The sequence below is a fragment of the Aeromonas sp. ASNIH1 genome, from assembly GCF_002934285.1.
GTDB lineage: Bacteria > Pseudomonadota > Gammaproteobacteria > Enterobacterales > Aeromonadaceae > Aeromonas > Aeromonas caviae.
The window spans coordinates 4,457,794-4,473,622 of record NZ_CP026228.1 but is presented as its reverse complement, the minus strand read 5'-3'; the positions used below and the strand labels follow the sequence as shown (position 1 = coordinate 4,473,622).

General features: G+C 61.9%; 16 protein-coding genes. All 16 read left to right on the top strand.

Annotated elements, in window-relative coordinates:
• Positions 1 to 28: 28 nt before the first annotated feature.
• A complete protein-coding gene (locus C2U37_RS21655; protein WP_010675060.1) occupies positions 29 to 1,243 on the top strand; it encodes an IscS subfamily cysteine desulfurase in 1,215 nt (404 codons plus the stop codon).
• A gap of 54 nt (positions 1,244 to 1,297) precedes the next feature.
• Positions 1,298 to 1,681: a Fe-S cluster assembly scaffold IscU gene (gene iscU, locus C2U37_RS21650; RefSeq protein ID WP_010675059.1), complete on the top strand. Its 384-nt coding sequence runs from the start codon at positions 1,298 to 1,300 to the stop codon at positions 1,679 to 1,681.
• 15 nt (positions 1,682 to 1,696) lie between these two features.
• Positions 1,697 to 2,020 (top strand): iron-sulfur cluster assembly protein IscA, encoded by a 324-nt coding sequence (iscA, locus tag C2U37_RS21645; protein WP_010675058.1) that lies wholly within the window; start codon positions 1,697 to 1,699, stop codon positions 2,018 to 2,020.
• Positions 2,021 to 2,210: 190 nt separating this feature from the next.
• Positions 2,211 to 2,729, top strand: a complete 519-nt coding sequence (gene hscB / locus C2U37_RS21640) for a co-chaperone HscB (RefSeq protein WP_010675057.1) — start codon at positions 2,211 to 2,213, stop codon at positions 2,727 to 2,729.
• A gap of 28 nt (positions 2,730 to 2,757) precedes the next feature.
• A complete protein-coding gene (hscA, locus tag C2U37_RS21635) occupies positions 2,758 to 4,605 on the top strand; it encodes a Fe-S protein assembly chaperone HscA (protein ID WP_104453035.1) in 1,848 nt (615 codons plus the stop codon).
• A 1-nt stretch (position 4,606) separates the two neighbouring features.
• Positions 4,607 to 4,945 (top strand): ISC system 2Fe-2S type ferredoxin, encoded by a 339-nt coding sequence (gene fdx, locus C2U37_RS21630; protein WP_005299781.1) that lies wholly within the window; start codon positions 4,607 to 4,609, stop codon positions 4,943 to 4,945.
• A gap of 157 nt (positions 4,946 to 5,102) precedes the next feature.
• Complete coding sequence (gene pepB, locus C2U37_RS21625; protein WP_041213016.1) at positions 5,103 to 6,404, top strand: aminopeptidase PepB; 1,302 nt, start codon at positions 5,103 to 5,105, stop codon at positions 6,402 to 6,404.
• Positions 6,401 to 7,684 carry an aminopeptidase PepB gene (gene pepB / locus C2U37_RS21620; protein WP_041213015.1) on the top strand — a complete coding sequence of 428 codons (1,284 nt, stop codon included), beginning with the start codon at positions 6,401 to 6,403 and terminating at the stop codon, positions 7,682 to 7,684. The genes pepB (C2U37_RS21625) and pepB (C2U37_RS21620) overlap by 4 nt, the downstream gene beginning before the upstream one ends.
• 277 nt (positions 7,685 to 7,961) lie before the next feature.
• A complete protein-coding gene (gene ndk / locus C2U37_RS21615; protein ID WP_042016652.1) occupies positions 7,962 to 8,390 on the top strand; it encodes a nucleoside-diphosphate kinase in 429 nt (142 codons plus the stop codon).
• Between the two features lie 167 nt (positions 8,391 to 8,557).
• Positions 8,558 to 9,661, top strand: coding sequence for a bifunctional tRNA (adenosine(37)-C2)-methyltransferase TrmG/ribosomal RNA large subunit methyltransferase RlmN (locus C2U37_RS21610; protein WP_039038724.1), 1,104 nt, complete (start codon positions 8,558 to 8,560; stop codon positions 9,659 to 9,661).
• Between the two features lie 11 nt (positions 9,662 to 9,672).
• Positions 9,673 to 10,464: a PilW family type IVa pilus biogenesis/stability lipoprotein TapF gene (gene tapF / locus C2U37_RS21605; RefSeq protein WP_104453034.1), complete on the top strand. Its 792-nt coding sequence runs from the start codon at positions 9,673 to 9,675 to the stop codon at positions 10,462 to 10,464.
• Positions 10,454 to 11,374, top strand: a complete 921-nt coding sequence (locus tag C2U37_RS21600; protein WP_039038722.1) for a RodZ domain-containing protein — start codon at positions 10,454 to 10,456, stop codon at positions 11,372 to 11,374. Before tapF ends, C2U37_RS21600 begins: the two co-directional genes overlap by 11 nt.
• 10 nt (positions 11,375 to 11,384) lie before the next feature.
• Complete coding sequence (gene ispG / locus C2U37_RS21595; RefSeq protein ID WP_010675049.1) at positions 11,385 to 12,515, top strand: flavodoxin-dependent (E)-4-hydroxy-3-methylbut-2-enyl-diphosphate synthase; 1,131 nt, start codon at positions 11,385 to 11,387, stop codon at positions 12,513 to 12,515.
• A 138-nt stretch (positions 12,516 to 12,653) separates the two neighbouring features.
• Positions 12,654 to 13,931 carry a histidine--tRNA ligase gene (hisS, locus tag C2U37_RS21590; RefSeq protein ID WP_042016650.1) on the top strand — a complete coding sequence of 426 codons (1,278 nt, stop codon included), beginning with the start codon at positions 12,654 to 12,656 and terminating at the stop codon, positions 13,929 to 13,931.
• Between the two features lie 3 nt (positions 13,932 to 13,934).
• A complete protein-coding gene (locus tag C2U37_RS21585) occupies positions 13,935 to 14,585 on the top strand; it encodes a YfgM family protein (RefSeq protein WP_010675047.1) in 651 nt (216 codons plus the stop codon).
• A complete protein-coding gene (gene bamB, locus C2U37_RS21580; protein WP_104453033.1) occupies positions 14,578 to 15,762 on the top strand; it encodes an outer membrane protein assembly factor BamB in 1,185 nt (394 codons plus the stop codon). Before C2U37_RS21585 ends, bamB begins: the two co-directional genes overlap by 8 nt.
• Positions 15,763 to 15,829 lie beyond the last annotated feature (67 nt).

Below are 15,829 nucleotides of genomic sequence, written 5' to 3'. Positions count from 1 at the left end.
GTGTGACCCCGTCGTAACGGAGAAAAAGATGAAACTGCCTATTTACCTTGATTATTCGGCAACCTGTCCGGTGGACCCGCGTGTCGCAGAAAAAATGATGCAGTGCCTCACCATGGACGGCCTGTTCGGCAACCCAGCCTCCCGTTCCCACCGTTTCGGCTGGCAGGCCGAAGAGGCGGTGGATCTGGCCCGTAATCAAGTGGCAGAGCTGATCGGCGCGGACCCGCGCGAGATCGTCTTTACCTCCGGTGCGACCGAGTCCAACAACCTGGCCATCAAGGGCATCGCCCATTTCTACGCCGGCAAGGGCAAGCACATCGTCACCTCCAAGACCGAGCACAAAGCCGTGCTGGATACCTGCCGCCAACTTGAGCGGGAAGGCTATGAGGTGACCTACCTCGAGCCCATGCCCAATGGCCTGTTCACTCTAGAGCAGATCGAAGGCGCCCTGCGTGATGACACCATCCTGGTCAGCATCATGCACGCCAACAACGAGATCGGGGTGGTGCAAGACATTGCTGCTATCGGCGAGCTGTGCCGTTCCCGCAAGATCCTGCTGCACGTGGACGCCGTCCAGAGCGTGGGCAAGATCCCGGTCGACGTGGAAGCGCTCAAGGTTGATCTGCTCTCCATGTCCGCCCACAAGGTATACGGCCCGAAAGGCATTGGCGCCCTGTATGTGCGCCGCAAGCCCCGTGTTCGTCTGGAAGCCCAAATGCACGGCGGTGGCCACGAGCGCGGCATGCGCTCCGGTACCCTGGCAACCCACCAGATCGTCGGCATGGGGGAAGCCTTCCGCATCGCCAAGGAAGAGATGGCGAGCGAGAGCCAGCACATCATGGCCCTGCGCCAGCGTCTGTGGGATGGCATCAAGAACATCGAAGAAGTCTATATCAACGGGGATCTGGATCAGCGTGTACCGGGTAACCTGAACGTCAGCTTCGCCTATGTGGAAGGGGAGTCCCTCATCATGGCACTGAAGGATCTGGCGGTCTCTTCCGGTTCTGCCTGTACCTCGGCCAGCCTGGAACCTTCCTACGTGCTGCGCGCCCTGGGTCTGAACGACGAGTTGGCACACAGCTCCATCCGTTTCAGCATCGGTCGCTTCACCACCGAAGAAGAGATCGACTACGCAATCAAGCTCATCTGCGACTCCATCGGTCGTCTGCGCGAGATGTCCCCCCTGTGGGAGATGTTCAAGGATGGCGTCGATCTGAACACGGTCGAATGGGCACATCACTGATCCTTGCCAGCATGGCAAGGGTCTGGTGAACAACGGAATTAGCAGGAGTTAGATATGGCTTACAGTGAAAAAGTAATCGACCACTACGAGAATCCCCGCAACGTCGGTGGTTTTGACAAGAACGATCCCAGCGTCGCCACCGGCATGGTCGGTGCACCGGCCTGTGGTGACGTCATGAAGCTGCAACTGAAGATCAGCGACGATGGCATCATCGAAGATGCCAAGTTCAAGACCTACGGCTGTGGTTCCGCCATCGCCTCCAGCTCCCTGGTGACCGAGTGGGTCAAGGGCAAGACCCTGGACGAAGCGGCCGGTATCAAGAACACCGACATCGCCGAAGAGCTGGCGCTGCCGCCGGTGAAGATCCACTGCTCCATTCTGGCGGAGGATGCCATCAAGGCCGCCATCGCCGATTACAAGCAGAAGAAAGGTCTTTAAGGTCCGGAGAGCAGTATGGCCATAACCATGACAGATGCCGCAGCGGCGCGGGTTTCCTCCTTCATGATCAACCGGGGCAAGGGTATCGGCCTGCGCCTCGGCGTCAAGACGACCGGCTGTTCTGGCCTTGCCTATGTGCTCGAGTTCGTGGATGAGCTGGCTGCCGAGGATCAGGTGTTCGAGCAGAAAGGCGTCAAGATCATCGTGGATGCCAAGAGCCTGATCCACCTGGATGGCACCGAGCTGGACTTCGTGAAGGAAGGCCTCAACGAGGGCTTCCAGTTCAACAACCCGAATGCCAAGGGCGAATGTGGTTGTGGCGAAAGCTTCAGCGTGTAAGTGGTTCGATTGACCGATCGCCCATGTTTGCAACGCCTCGCAGCCACAAGGGTGAGCCCTGTTGCGGCGAGTATCTTGTGATCAACACCTTGCTCATCAACACAGTGGTGTGGACGCCAGTCCATGCCACTGCTTTCAAGTTCAAGACGAGTGTGGTTGCACTCCCAGCGCTATTGTCTGAGGACGAAGGATGAATCATTTCGAGCTGTTCGGGCTGGCTGAGGGCTTCGAGCTCGATACTCGCCAACTGGCTGACACCTATCGTCAGCTGCAGACCCAGTTCCATCCCGATCGTTTTGCGACTGCCCCCGAGCGGGAGCAGCTTGCTGCCGTGCAGCGTGCTGCCCAGATCAACGATGCGTTTACCACCCTCAAGGCCCCCTTGCGCCGAGCCGAGTATCTGCTCTCCTTGCGGGGCACCGATATTCGCGGCGAGCAGCAGACACTGCAAGATCCTGCCTTTCTGATGCAACAGCTGGAGTGGCGAGAGCGGCTGGCTGATCTCAAGGGCGACGCCGACCCTGAGGGGGCCATCAAGGATTTTCGCCAGGAGATCAGGCATGATCACCAGGCGTTGATGCAACGGCTGACCGACTCTCTCACCAGGGGTGAGGATCTGCAGGCGGCGGATTGCGTTCGCAAGCTCAAATTTGTCGACAAGCTCCTCGAGGAGCTGGAACGATTCGAAGACTCGCTGTTCGAGTCTTGACCCTCTAACGCAGGAATTGTGATTACCCATGGCATTACTGCAAATTGCCGAGCCAGGCCAGAGCGCCGCACCTCACCAGCATAAACGTGCCGTCGGCATCGATCTTGGCACCACCAACTCCCTGGTCGCCGCCGTGCGCAGCGGCCAGGCCGACACCCTCTGTGACGAGCAGGGGCGTGATCTGCTGCCTTCCGTGGTCCATTACCAGGCCGATACCATCCGGGTTGGCTTCGATGCCAAACGTGAGGCGGCCCTCGATCCCCACAACACCATCGTCTCGGTCAAGCGGATGATGGGCAAGGGGCTGGCCGACATCGATACCCGCCAGCAGCCTTACGAGTTCGTGGCTACCGAGACGGGCATGCCCCAGTTGCGGACCCGCCAGGGGCTGGTCAATCCGGTGCAGGTCTCGGCCGAGATCCTGAAAAAACTGGCCGAGCGCGGTGCCGCGTCCCTCGGGGGAGACCTCGACGGCGTGGTCATCACGGTGCCCGCCTATTTTGACGATGCCCAGCGTCAGGGTACCAAGGACGCGGCCAGATTGGCCGGTCTGCACGTACTGCGGTTGCTCAACGAACCCACGGCGGCCGCGATCGCCTATGGCCTCGACTCCGGTCAGGAAGGGGTGATCGCCGTCTATGACCTGGGTGGCGGAACCTTCGATATCTCCATCCTGCGCCTGCATCGCGGGGTGTTTGAGGTGATGGCCACCGGCGGCGACTCGGCACTCGGTGGTGACGATTTTGACCATCTGCTGGCTGACTGGCTCAAAGAGCAAGCCGGGTTGTCCGGTCAGCTCGATGCCCGTACCCAGCGCGAGTTGCTGGATGCGGCGGCCAGCATCAAGCACGGCCTCACCGATGCCGATGCCGTTGCCTGCACCTTTGCCGGCTGGCAGGGTACCGTCACCCGCAGCCAGTTTGACGAGCTGATCCAGCCCCTGGTCAAGCGCACCCTGCAGGCCTGTCGGCGCGCCCTGCGCGATGCGGGTCTTGAGCAGGAAGAGGTGCTGGAAGTGGTGATGGTCGGTGGCTCGACCCGGGTGCCGCTGGTGCGCGAGCGGGTGGGCGAGTTCTTCGGCCGCACCCCCTTGACCAGCATCGACCCTGACAAGGTGGTGGCCATCGGTGCCGCCATCCAGGCCGACATCCTGGTGGGCAACAAGCCCGACGCCGAGATGCTGCTGCTGGACGTCATCCCGCTTTCCCTGGGTCTGGAGACCATGGGCGGCCTCGCCGAGAAGGTGATCCCGCGCAATACCACCATTCCGGTGGCCCGCGCCCAGGAGTTCACCACCTTCAAGGATGGCCAGACCGCAATGGCCATCCACGTGGTGCAGGGGGAGCGCGAGCTGGTGGCGGATTGCCGCTCCCTGGCCCGCTTCACCCTGACCGGCATTCCGCCCATGGCGGCCGGCGCCGCCCACATTCGCGTCACCTTCCAGGTGGATGCGGACGGTCTGCTGTCGGTCAGCGCCATGGAAAAATCCTCCGGCGTGCAGGCCGAGATCCAGGTCAAGCCCTCCTACGGGCTGGGGGAAGATGACATCCTCAACATGCTGAGCGCTTCCATCGCCAATGCCCAGCAGGACATGGACGCCCGCATGCTGGCGGAGCAGCAGGTCGAGGCCGACCGGGTGGTCGAGAGTCTCAACGCCGCCCTGGCAGCCGATGGCGAGGCTTTATTGAGCCCCGCCGAACGGGCCGAGCTGGATGCCGCTATCGCCCATCTGCTGACCATGCGCAGCACGGGCACCACCAACCAGATCAAAGAGGCCATCGAGGCGGCGGACGCTGCCAGTGGCGAATTTGCAGCCCGCCGGATGGATGCCTCCATCCGCAAGGTGCTGACCGGACAAAACGTCAACAAGGTGTGATATGCCAAAACTGATTATTCTGCCCCATCCTGAGCTCTGTCCGGACGGCGCGGCCCTCGAAGGTGCGACCGGTGAAACCATTCTGGATATCGCGCTGCGCAATGGCATCGAGATCGAGCACGCCTGCGAGAAGTCCTGTGCGTGTACTACCTGCCACTGCGTGGTGCGGGAAGGGTTCGACTCCCTCGAGCCGAGCGACGAGCTGGAAGACGACATGCTGGACAAGGCGTGGGGGCTGGAGCCGGAATCCCGTCTCAGCTGCCAGGCCAGACTGGCGGACGAGGATCTGGTGGTGGAACTGCCCAAGTACACCCTGAATCTGGCGTCCGAGCGCCACTGATGACCCCTTAATTACACATGAGTGAATTGCGCGTGCAGCATCTCATGGTGCAGTAATGATATGGTGAAGGCCGTGACCCTTGAGGGAGCGGCCTTTTTTGTGCCCGTGATTTCCCTATTCGTTGATGAAAGTGCCAATAAAAAGGAAGCAAGAGAACATGGCTGACATGATGAACGTAAGGTTGTCGTCCCAGGCTGCCGCCGCCCACTGGGGCGAGGGTGCCCTGCTCAGTTTCAACGGGGACGAGGCCCATCTCCATCTGGCCGCTGGCCAGGAGAAGGAGGCGCTGCGCGCTATCCAGCGTGGGGCCAGACGCCTCGAGTCGAGCGGCATCAAGCGCATCAAACTGGTGGGCGAGGGGTGGAATGGGGAGCGTCGTTACGCCTTTGCCCAGGGCTTCTATGCCGCCAAGGGGGTTCGCGAGCTCGATTTTGGTGAACAGAGCGAGCAGGAAGCGGCCGAACTCGCCGCCTTGCTCAAGGCGACCCACTGGGTGCGCGAGGTGACCAACGGCTGCCCGGAAGCCATCTACCCCATGAGCCTGGCGGAGTCCGCTCTGCTGCTCATTCGCAGCCTCGGCGGTGACAAGGTGACCGCCCGCATCACCGCTGGCGAAACCTTGCGTGAATCGGGTCATATCGGGATCTGGTCGGTGGGCCGTGGCAGCGAGCGCGAGCCGGTGCTGCTGGAGCTCGACTACAACCCTACCGGGGATGCCAACGCCCCCGTGGTCGCGGCGCTGGTGGGCAAGGGGATCACCTTCGATTCCGGCGGCTACTCCATGAAGTCCTCCGACAACATGCTGCCGATGAAGTCCGATATGGGCGGCGCCGCCATGGTGACCGGCGCCCTGGCGCTGGCCATCAGCCGTGGCCTGAACAAGCGGGTCAAGCTCATCCTCTGCTGCGCCGAGAACCTGGTCTCCGGCCACGCCTTCAAGCTCGGCGACATCCTCACTTATCGCAACGGCATCTCGGTCGAGATCCAGAATACCGACGCGGAAGGTCGCCTGGTGCTGGCAGACGGCCTGCTGGCCGCCAGCGAAAGCGGGGCTGCCTACATCCTCGACGCTGCCACCCTGACCGGCGCCGCCAAGACAGCGCTGGGCCGCGACTACAATGCCGTGTTTGCCCTCGATGAGGCGGAGCAGGTGCGCGCGCTGGCTGCCGCCAACGCCGAAAACGAGAAGGCCTGGCCGCTGCCGCTCGAACCTTGGCACGCAGGCCAGCTCACCTCGGCCTTTGCCGAGCTGGGCAATGTGGCGTCCGCAGAAGGTACTGCCGGCGCCACCACGGCAGCGGCGTTCCTGTCGCGCTTCGTCCGTGACGAAGGCAAGGGCTGGGTGCACTTGGACCTGGCCGCTTCCTATCAGAAGTCGGGCAATGAGCTCTGGGCGACCGGGGCCAAGGGCCATGGTCTTCGCACGATTGCCCGCTGGTTGCAGGAGGTGTGCGCATGAACGTCTGGTTGAGCCGAGAGTTTGCACCGGCCGAGTGGGGGGAGGGGGCACTGCTCTCCCACCGTGCCGACGGCATGGTGATCCATCTGGTGAGCGCCACTCCCTTGCTGGATATCCAGCAGGCGGCGCGGCGCCTGTGTAGCCAGGGGATCCAGCAGGTGGTCCTGGCTGGCCACTGGGAGCGGGAGCAGCAGTGGGCCTTTGCCCAGGGGCTGCAGACGCCCAAGGCGGAAGTGGGGTTGCAGTGGGCCACTTCGTCCGAGGAGGACAGGGAGGAGCTGGAGGCGCGCTGGCTGTGCGGGCGCTGGGTGCGGGAGATGACCAACGCCACCCCGGAGCAGCTGGGGCCGCTGGAGCTGGCGGTCGAAGCTGCTGCCTTCCTCACCGAGCTGGCACCGGACCGGATCAGCCATCGCATCCTCAAGGGAGAGGCGCTGCAACAGGCGGGCTGGGTCGGTCTCTATCAAGTGGGTCGTGGCAGTGACCGCGAGCCCGTGATGCTGGAGCTGGATTTTAATCCGGGCAAGGATCCCAAGGCGCCGGTAGCGGCCGCCCTGGTGGGCAAGGGGATCACCTTCGATTCCGGCGGCTACTCCATGAAGACCTCCCAGGGCATGCTGACCATGAAACACGACATGGGCGGTGCCGCCATCGTCACCGGCGCGCTGGCGCTGGCCATTCTGCGTGGCCTCGACAAGCGGGTGAAGCTCATCCTCTGCTGCGCCGAGAACCTGGTATCCGGCCATGCCTACAAGCTGGGTGACATCCTCACCTACAAGAACGGCACCACGGTGGAGGTGGTCAATACCGACGCCGAAGGGCGTCTGATCCTGGCCGACGGCTTGCAATTGGCCGGCGAGTCTGGTGCGCCGCTCATCATCGACGCTGCCACCCTCACCGGGGCGGCCGTGATGGCGCTGGGAGGGCGTTACAACGCCCTGTTTGGACTGGACAAGGGGCTGGTGAGCCGCGCCATGGCCTATTCGGATGCGGAGCAGGAGCCAGCATGGCCGCTGCCGCTGGAGCCCTGGCATCGCCAGCAGTGCCCGTCCCACTATGCCGACACCGCCAACAGCCGCCCCGTGCCGGGCGGCGGACCGGGGGGGGCCTCCAATGCGGCAGGCTTCCTCTCCCGCTTTGTCCCTGATGAGGGAAGAGGGTGGCTGCATGTCGATCTCGCCGCCTGCTTCAGCGAGAACGGCGATAGTCTGTGGGCGCCCGGGGCCAATACCCTGGGGATGCGCACCATCGCCCATACCCTGCTGGCGGAGACGCGCTGAGTCAGTGAGCGGCATCACAAGGGCACCTTAGGGTGCCCTTTCCAGTGCTGCTTTGCTGAGCAATTGATACGGTTTTGAGGCATTAGCATGCCGATCGTGCGCAAGCGCACATTTTTTCTCTCTGCCCTGGCACAAGATGAGTCACCATGTTGTTTCAAGGATTCTTTTGTTTAACAAAAAGTTGATTTTTTGTGTGTTATTTCGTTTTTTGTTTACGTATAATCGCCGCCGAACATGGATTCCTACAATAAAACTCTGTAGTTAAGGAAAGAACTCAATGGCTATCGAACGTACCTTCTCCATCGTCAAGCCGGATGCGGTCAGCAAGAACCTGATTGGTGCCATTTACAGCCGCTTCGAAAGCGCCGGCCTGAAAGTCATCGCCGCCAAGATGCTGCACCTGACCAGCGAACAGGCCGCCGGTTTCTACGCCGAGCACCAGGGCAAGCCGTTTTATGATGCTCTGGTCGGTTTCATGACCTCTGGCCCCGTCATGGTACAGGTGCTGGAAGGTGAAGACGCCATCCGCCGTCACCGTGAAATCATGGGCGCCACCAACCCGAAAGAGGCACTGGCCGGCACCCTGCGCGCCTGCTACGCCGAGAGCATCGATCGCAACGCCGTCCATGGCTCCGATGCCCCGGCCTCTGCCGCCCGTGAAATCGCCTACTTCTTCTCCGACGACGAGATCTGCCCGCGCGGCTGATGTTGTCTGCTGGTGACCAAGGGAGCTTCGGCTCCCTTTTGTTTTTTGGTCATCCTGCCAATATCCACTTATTCTCCAGGTGGAAAGCCAGACCCATTATTTGTACAATGCCGCCCCCTGACGTAGGTCAGCCGATAATTTATGAAGTGTGTGAGCTGAGGCCCCTGATGAGCGAAACAAAAACCAACCTGCTGGATCTCGACCGGGATGCCATGCGTGCCTTCTTCGTCGAGTTGGGCGAGAAGCCGTTCCGGGCAGACCAGATAATGAAGTGGATCTATCACTTCGGTTGTGATGATTTCGATCAGATGAGCAACGTCAACAAGGCGCTGCGCGAGCGGCTCAAGGCCATTGCCGAGATCCGTGCCCCCGAGATCAGCCGTGAACAGCGCTCCGCCGATGGCACCATCAAATGGGCGCTGCAGGTGGGCGATCAGGAGGTGGAGACCGTCTACATTCCGGAAGCGGACCGCGCTACCCTGTGCGTCTCCTCCCAGGTGGGCTGCGCCCTGGCCTGTACCTTCTGCTCCACCGCCCAGCAAGGGTTCAACCGCAACCTGAAAGTCTCCGAGATCATCGGCCAAGTGTGGCGTGCCGCCAAAGTGGTGGGCGGCAAGCGCCCCATCACCAACGTGGTGATGATGGGCATGGGTGAGCCGCTGCTCAACCTCGCCAACGTGGTACCGGCCATGAAACTGATGATGGATGACTTCGGCTTCAGCATCTCCAAGCGCCGCGTCACTCTCTCCACCTCCGGTGTGGTGCCGGCGCTGGATATGCTGGGGGACCAGATCGACGTTGCCCTGGCCATCTCCCTGCATGCGCCGAACGATGCGCTTCGCTCCGAGATCATGCCGATCAACGACAAGTACAACATCGAGTCCTTCCTTGCCGGGGTACGCCGCTATCTGGCCAAGTCCAACGCCAACGGCGGCCGGGTGACCGTGGAGTATGTGCTGCTCGATCACATCAACGACGACATGCAGCATGCCCATGAGCTGGCCAAGGTCCTCAAGGAAACCCCTTGCAAGATCAACCTGATCCCGTTCAACCCCTTCCCGGGCAACCCGTTTGGCAAGCCGAGCAACAGCCGTATCGACCGTTTCTCCAAGGTGTTGATGGAATACGGCCTGACCGTCATCGTGCGCAAGACCCGTGGTGACGACATCGACGCCGCCTGTGGGCAGCTGGTGGGGGAGGTGATCGACCGCACCAAGCGCACCATGAAAAATCGGATGCAACAGGATGGGATTTCCGTCAAAATGGTTTAACTCCTAAGCCATTGTATAGACAGGAAATGGATATCCGTACATTGATCGTAGTGGCAGCGCTCTGTGCGCTGCCAGGCTGTGTCACAGAGACCACTTACGCTGGCCAGAATTCGACCCAGCGTGAAGTGGGTCCCGACCTCAAGGCTGCCGCCCTGACTCGTCTCGATCTGGGTATCCAGTATCTGCGCCAGGGCAATGCCGAGCAGGCCAAATTCAACCTCGACCGCGCCCTTCAGTACGATCCCAACAATCCTCAGGTCTACATCGGTTTTGCCTATTTCTACCAGCAGGTGTCGGATTTCAAGGCCGCCGAGGCGAGCTACAAGAAAGCGCTGGCCATGGATCCGTCCAATGCTGACGCGATGAACAACTATGGCGCCTTCCTCTGCAACCGTGGCCGCTTCGACGAAGCGGAAAAGGCGTTCTTGCAGGCCGTCAGCCAGCCCGATTACGTGAAGATCGCCGATACCTACGAGAATGCGGCGCTCTGCTCGATGCAAAATCACAGAAATGACAAGGCTGGCGAGTATTATCGTCTGGCCTTGGGGTATAATCCCCGCAATCCTAGGTTATTGCTGGACATGGCCGAGCTTTCCATGAAAGATGGCAAGCTTCCTGATGTCCAGTCTTACCTCGCGCGCTTTGCCGATGTGGCAGAGGAGAACGAGGAGAGCCTCTGGCTCCGGCTGCGGCTGGCCCAGGCCATGGACAAACCGGCATTACTTCACCAATTCGGGACTGAGCTGGTAAGGCAATATCCCACTTCGCAACAAGCCAAGCGTTACTTAGCCAATGACTACTGAACAGCCACACGATTTCCAAGACGACTCCCAGGCTGCGGGCCCAGGCCAGCTGCTGCGCAACGCCCGTGAACAGCTCGGCTGGACCCGGGAACAGGTTGCGTCCCGCATTCACCTTCGTCTGACCCTGATCGCCGCCATCGAAGCGGATACCTATGACAAGCACACGTCCCATACCTTCATTCGTGGCTATCTGCGAGCCTATGCCAAGCTCGTGGGCATCCCCGAGGAGACCATCCTCGCCGCCTACGAGAAGCTGGGACTGACTCCCCCCGACAACATCGACATGCAGAGCTTCTCCCGTCGCTCCCGCCAGCAGGCCAATGACAGCCGGCTCAAGGTGGTGACCTGGCTGGTGATCCTGGTGCTGATCGGGCTCTCCGTCGCCTGGTGGTGGCAGAGCACGGCGCGCCGCTCTGCCGGTGACGACGCCCTGGCGGCGACCGAGATGAGCGCGACCGTCAATACGCCGGAAGCGAATGTTGCCCCCGCCGTGGAGGTCGCCGAGCCCGTGCTGCCCGCAGCGTCCGATGCCGTGTCCACCCAGGTTGTGGTGAGCGGTGCCACCGCGACCCTGCCTGTGGTCGCTACGGATGCCAGCGCAGCCGTCCCGACGAACGTTTCCGGTGCGGTCTCGACTGCCGAGAGCACGACCACCGAGCCCGCCAAGGCGCCCCAGCTCAAGATGAGCTTCACCGCCGATTGCTGGCTGGACGTCAAGGATGCCAACGGCAAGACCCTGTTCAGCGGTCTGAAGAAGGCGAACGACGAACTGGTACTGGAAGGACCCGAGCCACTCAGATTCATCATTGGCGCGCCCATGGCGGTCAATCTCGAATATCAGGGCAAGTCCTTCGACATGAGCCGTTACAACAACGGCCGGACTGCCCGCTTCTCACTGCCGCAGGAGTAATCAGTCCGCCATGTCTGTTCACGAAAAGCCCGCACACGAATCACCCATCGTTCGTCGCAAATCCAGACAGATCATGGTCGGCAACGTGCCGGTTGGGGGCGATGCCCCCATCACGGTACAGACCATGACCAACACCAAGACCACGGACGTGGCCGCTACCGTCGAGCAGATCCAGCGGATCGAGCGGGTCGGCGCCGACATCGTCCGGGTCTCCGTCCCCACCATGGAGGCGGCGGAAGCGTTCAAGCTCATCAAGCAGCAGACCCGCATCCCCATCGTGGCCGACATCCACTTCGACTACCGCATCGCCCTCAAAGTGGCCGAGTACGGGGCCGACTGCCTGCGCATCAACCCGGGCAACATCGGCAACGAAGAGCGGGTGCGTGCGGTGGTGGATTGCGCCCGTCACTACAACATCCCCATCCGCATCGGCGTCAACGGCGGTTCCCTTGAGCGTGATCTCCAGGAGAAATACGGCGAGCCGACCCCGGAGGCGCTGCTGGAGTCCGCCATGCGCCACGTGGATTACCTGGATCGCCTCGACTTCCAGAACTTCAAGGTGAGCGTCAAGGCGTCCGATGTCTTCCTGGCGGTCGGTGCCTATCGCCTGCTGGCCAAGCAGATCGATCAACCCCTGCATCTGGGCATCACGGAAGCGGGCGGTTTTCGCGCCGGCGCGGTCAAGTCCGCCATTGGCCTTGGCATGTTGCTGAGCGAAGGGATTGGCGACACCCTGCGCATCTCCCTGGCCGCCGATCCGGTGGAAGAGGTGAAGGTGGGCTTCGACATCCTCAAATCCCTGCGCATCCGTTCCCGCGGCATCAACTTCATCGCCTGTCCCTCCTGCTCCCGTCAGGAGTTCGACGTCATCGGCACAGTCAACGCCCTGGAAGAGCGGCTCGAAGACATCATCACCCCGATGGATGTCTCCATCATCGGCTGTGTGGTGAACGGTCCGGGGGAGGCGCTGGTCTCCGATCTCGGCCTTGCGGGCGCCGCCAACAAGAGTGCCTTCTACGAGGGGGGCCAGCGGGTCGACCGGCTCGACAACAAGGATTTGATCCCGACTCTGGAGCGTCGCATCCGTGCCCGGGCCGCCATGCTGGATCCGGCCAACCAGATCCAGGTGGACAAAGGTTGAACCATGACGGGGCCACCTGGGGTGGCCCCGGCTTTAGGTTGTTGATTTTACATCCCGCATCCGGGCACCCGATTTTACCTCGGGGTCGAAAATCCCTATAATGCGGCCAAATTTTACCTCTTTTTCTCGAGTATCAACGTGGCAAAACAGATCCAAGCTATTCGCGGTATGAATGATTGCCTGCCGGAGCAGAGCCCGGTATGGCAGAAAGTAGAACAGATCCTGCGCCAGGTCGTGGCCAGCTATGGCTACAGCGAAGTGCGCATGCCCATCGTCGAGCAGACCCATCTGTTTAAGCGCGCCATCGGTGAAGTGACCGACGTGGTCGAAAAAGAGATGTACACCTTTGAAGACCGCAACGGCGACAGCCTGAGCCTGCGTCCGGAAGGGACCGCCAGTTGCGTGCGTGCCGGCATCGAGCACGGTCTGCTTTACAACCAGGAACGCCGGATGTGGTACATGGGCCCCATGTTCCGTCACGAGCGTCCCCAGAAAGGTCGCTATCGCCAGTTCCACCAGTTCGGGGTCGAGCTGTTCGGCATCAACGGGCCGGACATCGATGCCGAGCTCATCATGCTGACTCACCGCCTGTGGCGTCTGTTCGGCATCAGCGATCACGTCACCTTGCAGCTCAACACCCTCGGCCAGAGCAGCGAACGTGCCGCCTATCGCGATGCCCTGGTCGCCTATCTGGAACAGTACAAGAGCGAGCTGGACGAAGAGAGCCAGCGCCGCATGTACAGCAACCCCCTGCGGGTGCTCGACTCCAAAGACGAAAAAGTGCAGGCCATCCTGGTGGGGGCGCCCCGTCTGTTCGATCACCTGGGCGAAGAGAGCCTGGCTCATTTCGAAGGGCTCAAGCGCCTGCTCACGGCGGCCGGCATCCAGTTCGAGGTGAACGAGCGTCTGGTGCGCGGCCTCGACTACTACAACCTGACCGTGTTCGAGTGGGTGACCAACAGCCTGGGTGCCCAGGGCACCGTCTGTGCCGGTGGTCGCTACGACGGCCTGGTGGAGCAGCTCGGTGGCCAGCCGACCCCGGCGGTGGGCTTTGCCATGGGCATGGAGCGTCTGGTGCTGATGCTTGAAACCCTCGAGCTCAATGCTGACATCCGCCCGGCGGTGGATGTCTATCTCTGCATGGTGGGTGAGGGGACCGAACAGGCTGGCTTTGCCCTGGCAGAGCGCCTGCGCGATGCCCTGCCGGACTTGCGCCTCATGAGCCACTGCGGCGGCGGCAATTTCAAGAAACAACTCAAGCGTGCCGACAAGAGCGGCGCGGCCATTGCCCTGATCCTTGGGGAGACCGAGGTGCAAAGCGGGGAGATCACCATCAAATATCTGCGTGGCCAGGCCGAGCAACAGACCGTCTCGGTCGATGCCGCCATCGCCCTGCTGGCAGCGAAAGGAGAGTAAGCTGTGGAAGTGTATACCACTGAAGAACAACAGGTTGAGGTCATCAAGAACTGGTGGAAAGAGAACGGCACCTCGGTGATCGCCGGGACCGTGATCGGTCTGGTCGGCCTCTTTGGCTGGCGCTACTACAACGAGATGCAGCAGAACAACCAGGAAGCCGCCTCCCAGGCTTACAACGAGATGACCGCCCAGCTCGCCAAGGGGGACGACGCCGCCCTGGAGCAGGCAAAGAGCTTCATTACCGCTCACAAGGGTGACGCCTATGCCGAGCTGGCCGCCCTGCAACTGGCCGCGGCCGCCGTCAAGGCGGGCAAGCTGGATCTGGCTGCCGAGCAGCTGACCCAGGTGGCCGCCAGTGGCGACGACAGCATCAAGCCCATCGCCGCCCTGCGTCTGGCACGGGTCCTGAGCGATCAGGGCAAGGCTGACGAGGCCCTGGCCCAGCTTGGCAAGATCAACAACGACGCCTTCAAGGCCCAGGTGGCGGAAGTGCGCGGCGATATCCTGCAAAAGCAGGGCAAGGCCGAAGAAGCGCGCGATGCCTATCAGGCGGCGGCGGATGCTGGCGGCCTGCAGAGCAGCGCCGAACTCAAGCTGAAGATGGATGATCTGGCGCTGCCAGCCGTCACTGCGGGCGAGGCACCGGATGCGTAATCTGTACAAGCGAATGGCGCTGGGGGTGGCTGTCTCCTTCGCCTTGCAGGGCTGCTCCCTGTTCAGTTCGGAAGAGGATCTCAACCCCATGGCGCCCCTGCCCAAGGTCGAGTCCGCGTTCACTGCCGATACCGCCTGGTCCTCCTCGGTCGGGGATGGCATCGGCGACTTCTACTCCCAGCTCAAGCCGGTGGTGGAAGAGGACCGCATCTATGCAGCGGCCCGCGATGGCGATGTGACCGCCTTCGAGCGCGAGAGCGGCAAGGAGCTGTGGAGCGTGGATCTGGCAGATCTGCCCATCAACGCCGACAAGCGCAGCGCCCGTCTCTCCGGTGGTCTGGTCTCCCGCTACGGCAAGCTGTTCCTCGGGTCCGAAAACGGGGTGGTCTACGCCCTGAACGAGGCCAACGGCGAAGTGCTGTGGCAGACCACGGTTCCTGGGGAAGTGGTGGCGAGCCCCGCCGTCGAGGATGGCCGCGTGGTGGTGCTGACCACCTCCGGTCGCCTGGTGGCGCTCGATACCGACGAAGGCAAGCTGCAGTGGACCCTGTCCGAAGAGCAGCCGCCCCTGACCCTGCGCAGTGCCGGTGCCCCCATCATCACCAACGGTGCCGTCATCTATGGCCGCGCCGATGGCAAGGTGGGCATCGCCCTGCTGAGCAACGGCCAGCCGGTGCGTCAATCCAAGGTGGCTGACCCGCGCGGCGCCACCGAACTGGATCGGATGGTGGACGTCGATGCCAGCCCGCTGATTGCCGGTGATGAGCTCTACGCCATCGCCTACAACGGCCAGTTGATGGCGCGCAAGCTGATGAGCGGCGACGAAGTGTGGAAACGCAAGTATTCCGGTTATCGCGACATGGCGGTGACCGGCAATGCCATCGTGCTGACCGACAGCCGCAGCCATCTGTTTGCGGTCGATCGTCGCAACGGTCTCGAGCTGTGGTCCAACACCCAGCTGGAAAACCGCACCGTGACCGCCCCCGTCATCCTGGGTGACTATGTGGTGGTCGGAGATGTGGAAGGTTACCTGTATTGGCTGGACCGTACCGACGGGATCATCAAGGCCATGCAGCAGCTCGACAGCAGTGGTCTCTATGCCGCTCCGCTGGTGGAGGGTGACACCCTGTATGTGCAGAGCCGTGACGGCAAGTTGTACGCCCTCAAGCGTCCTTGATCGTCCGATAATGTGAATATCCGGCTCCTGGTCTTCGGACCCGGAGCCTTTGTCGTCTTGAGAATGA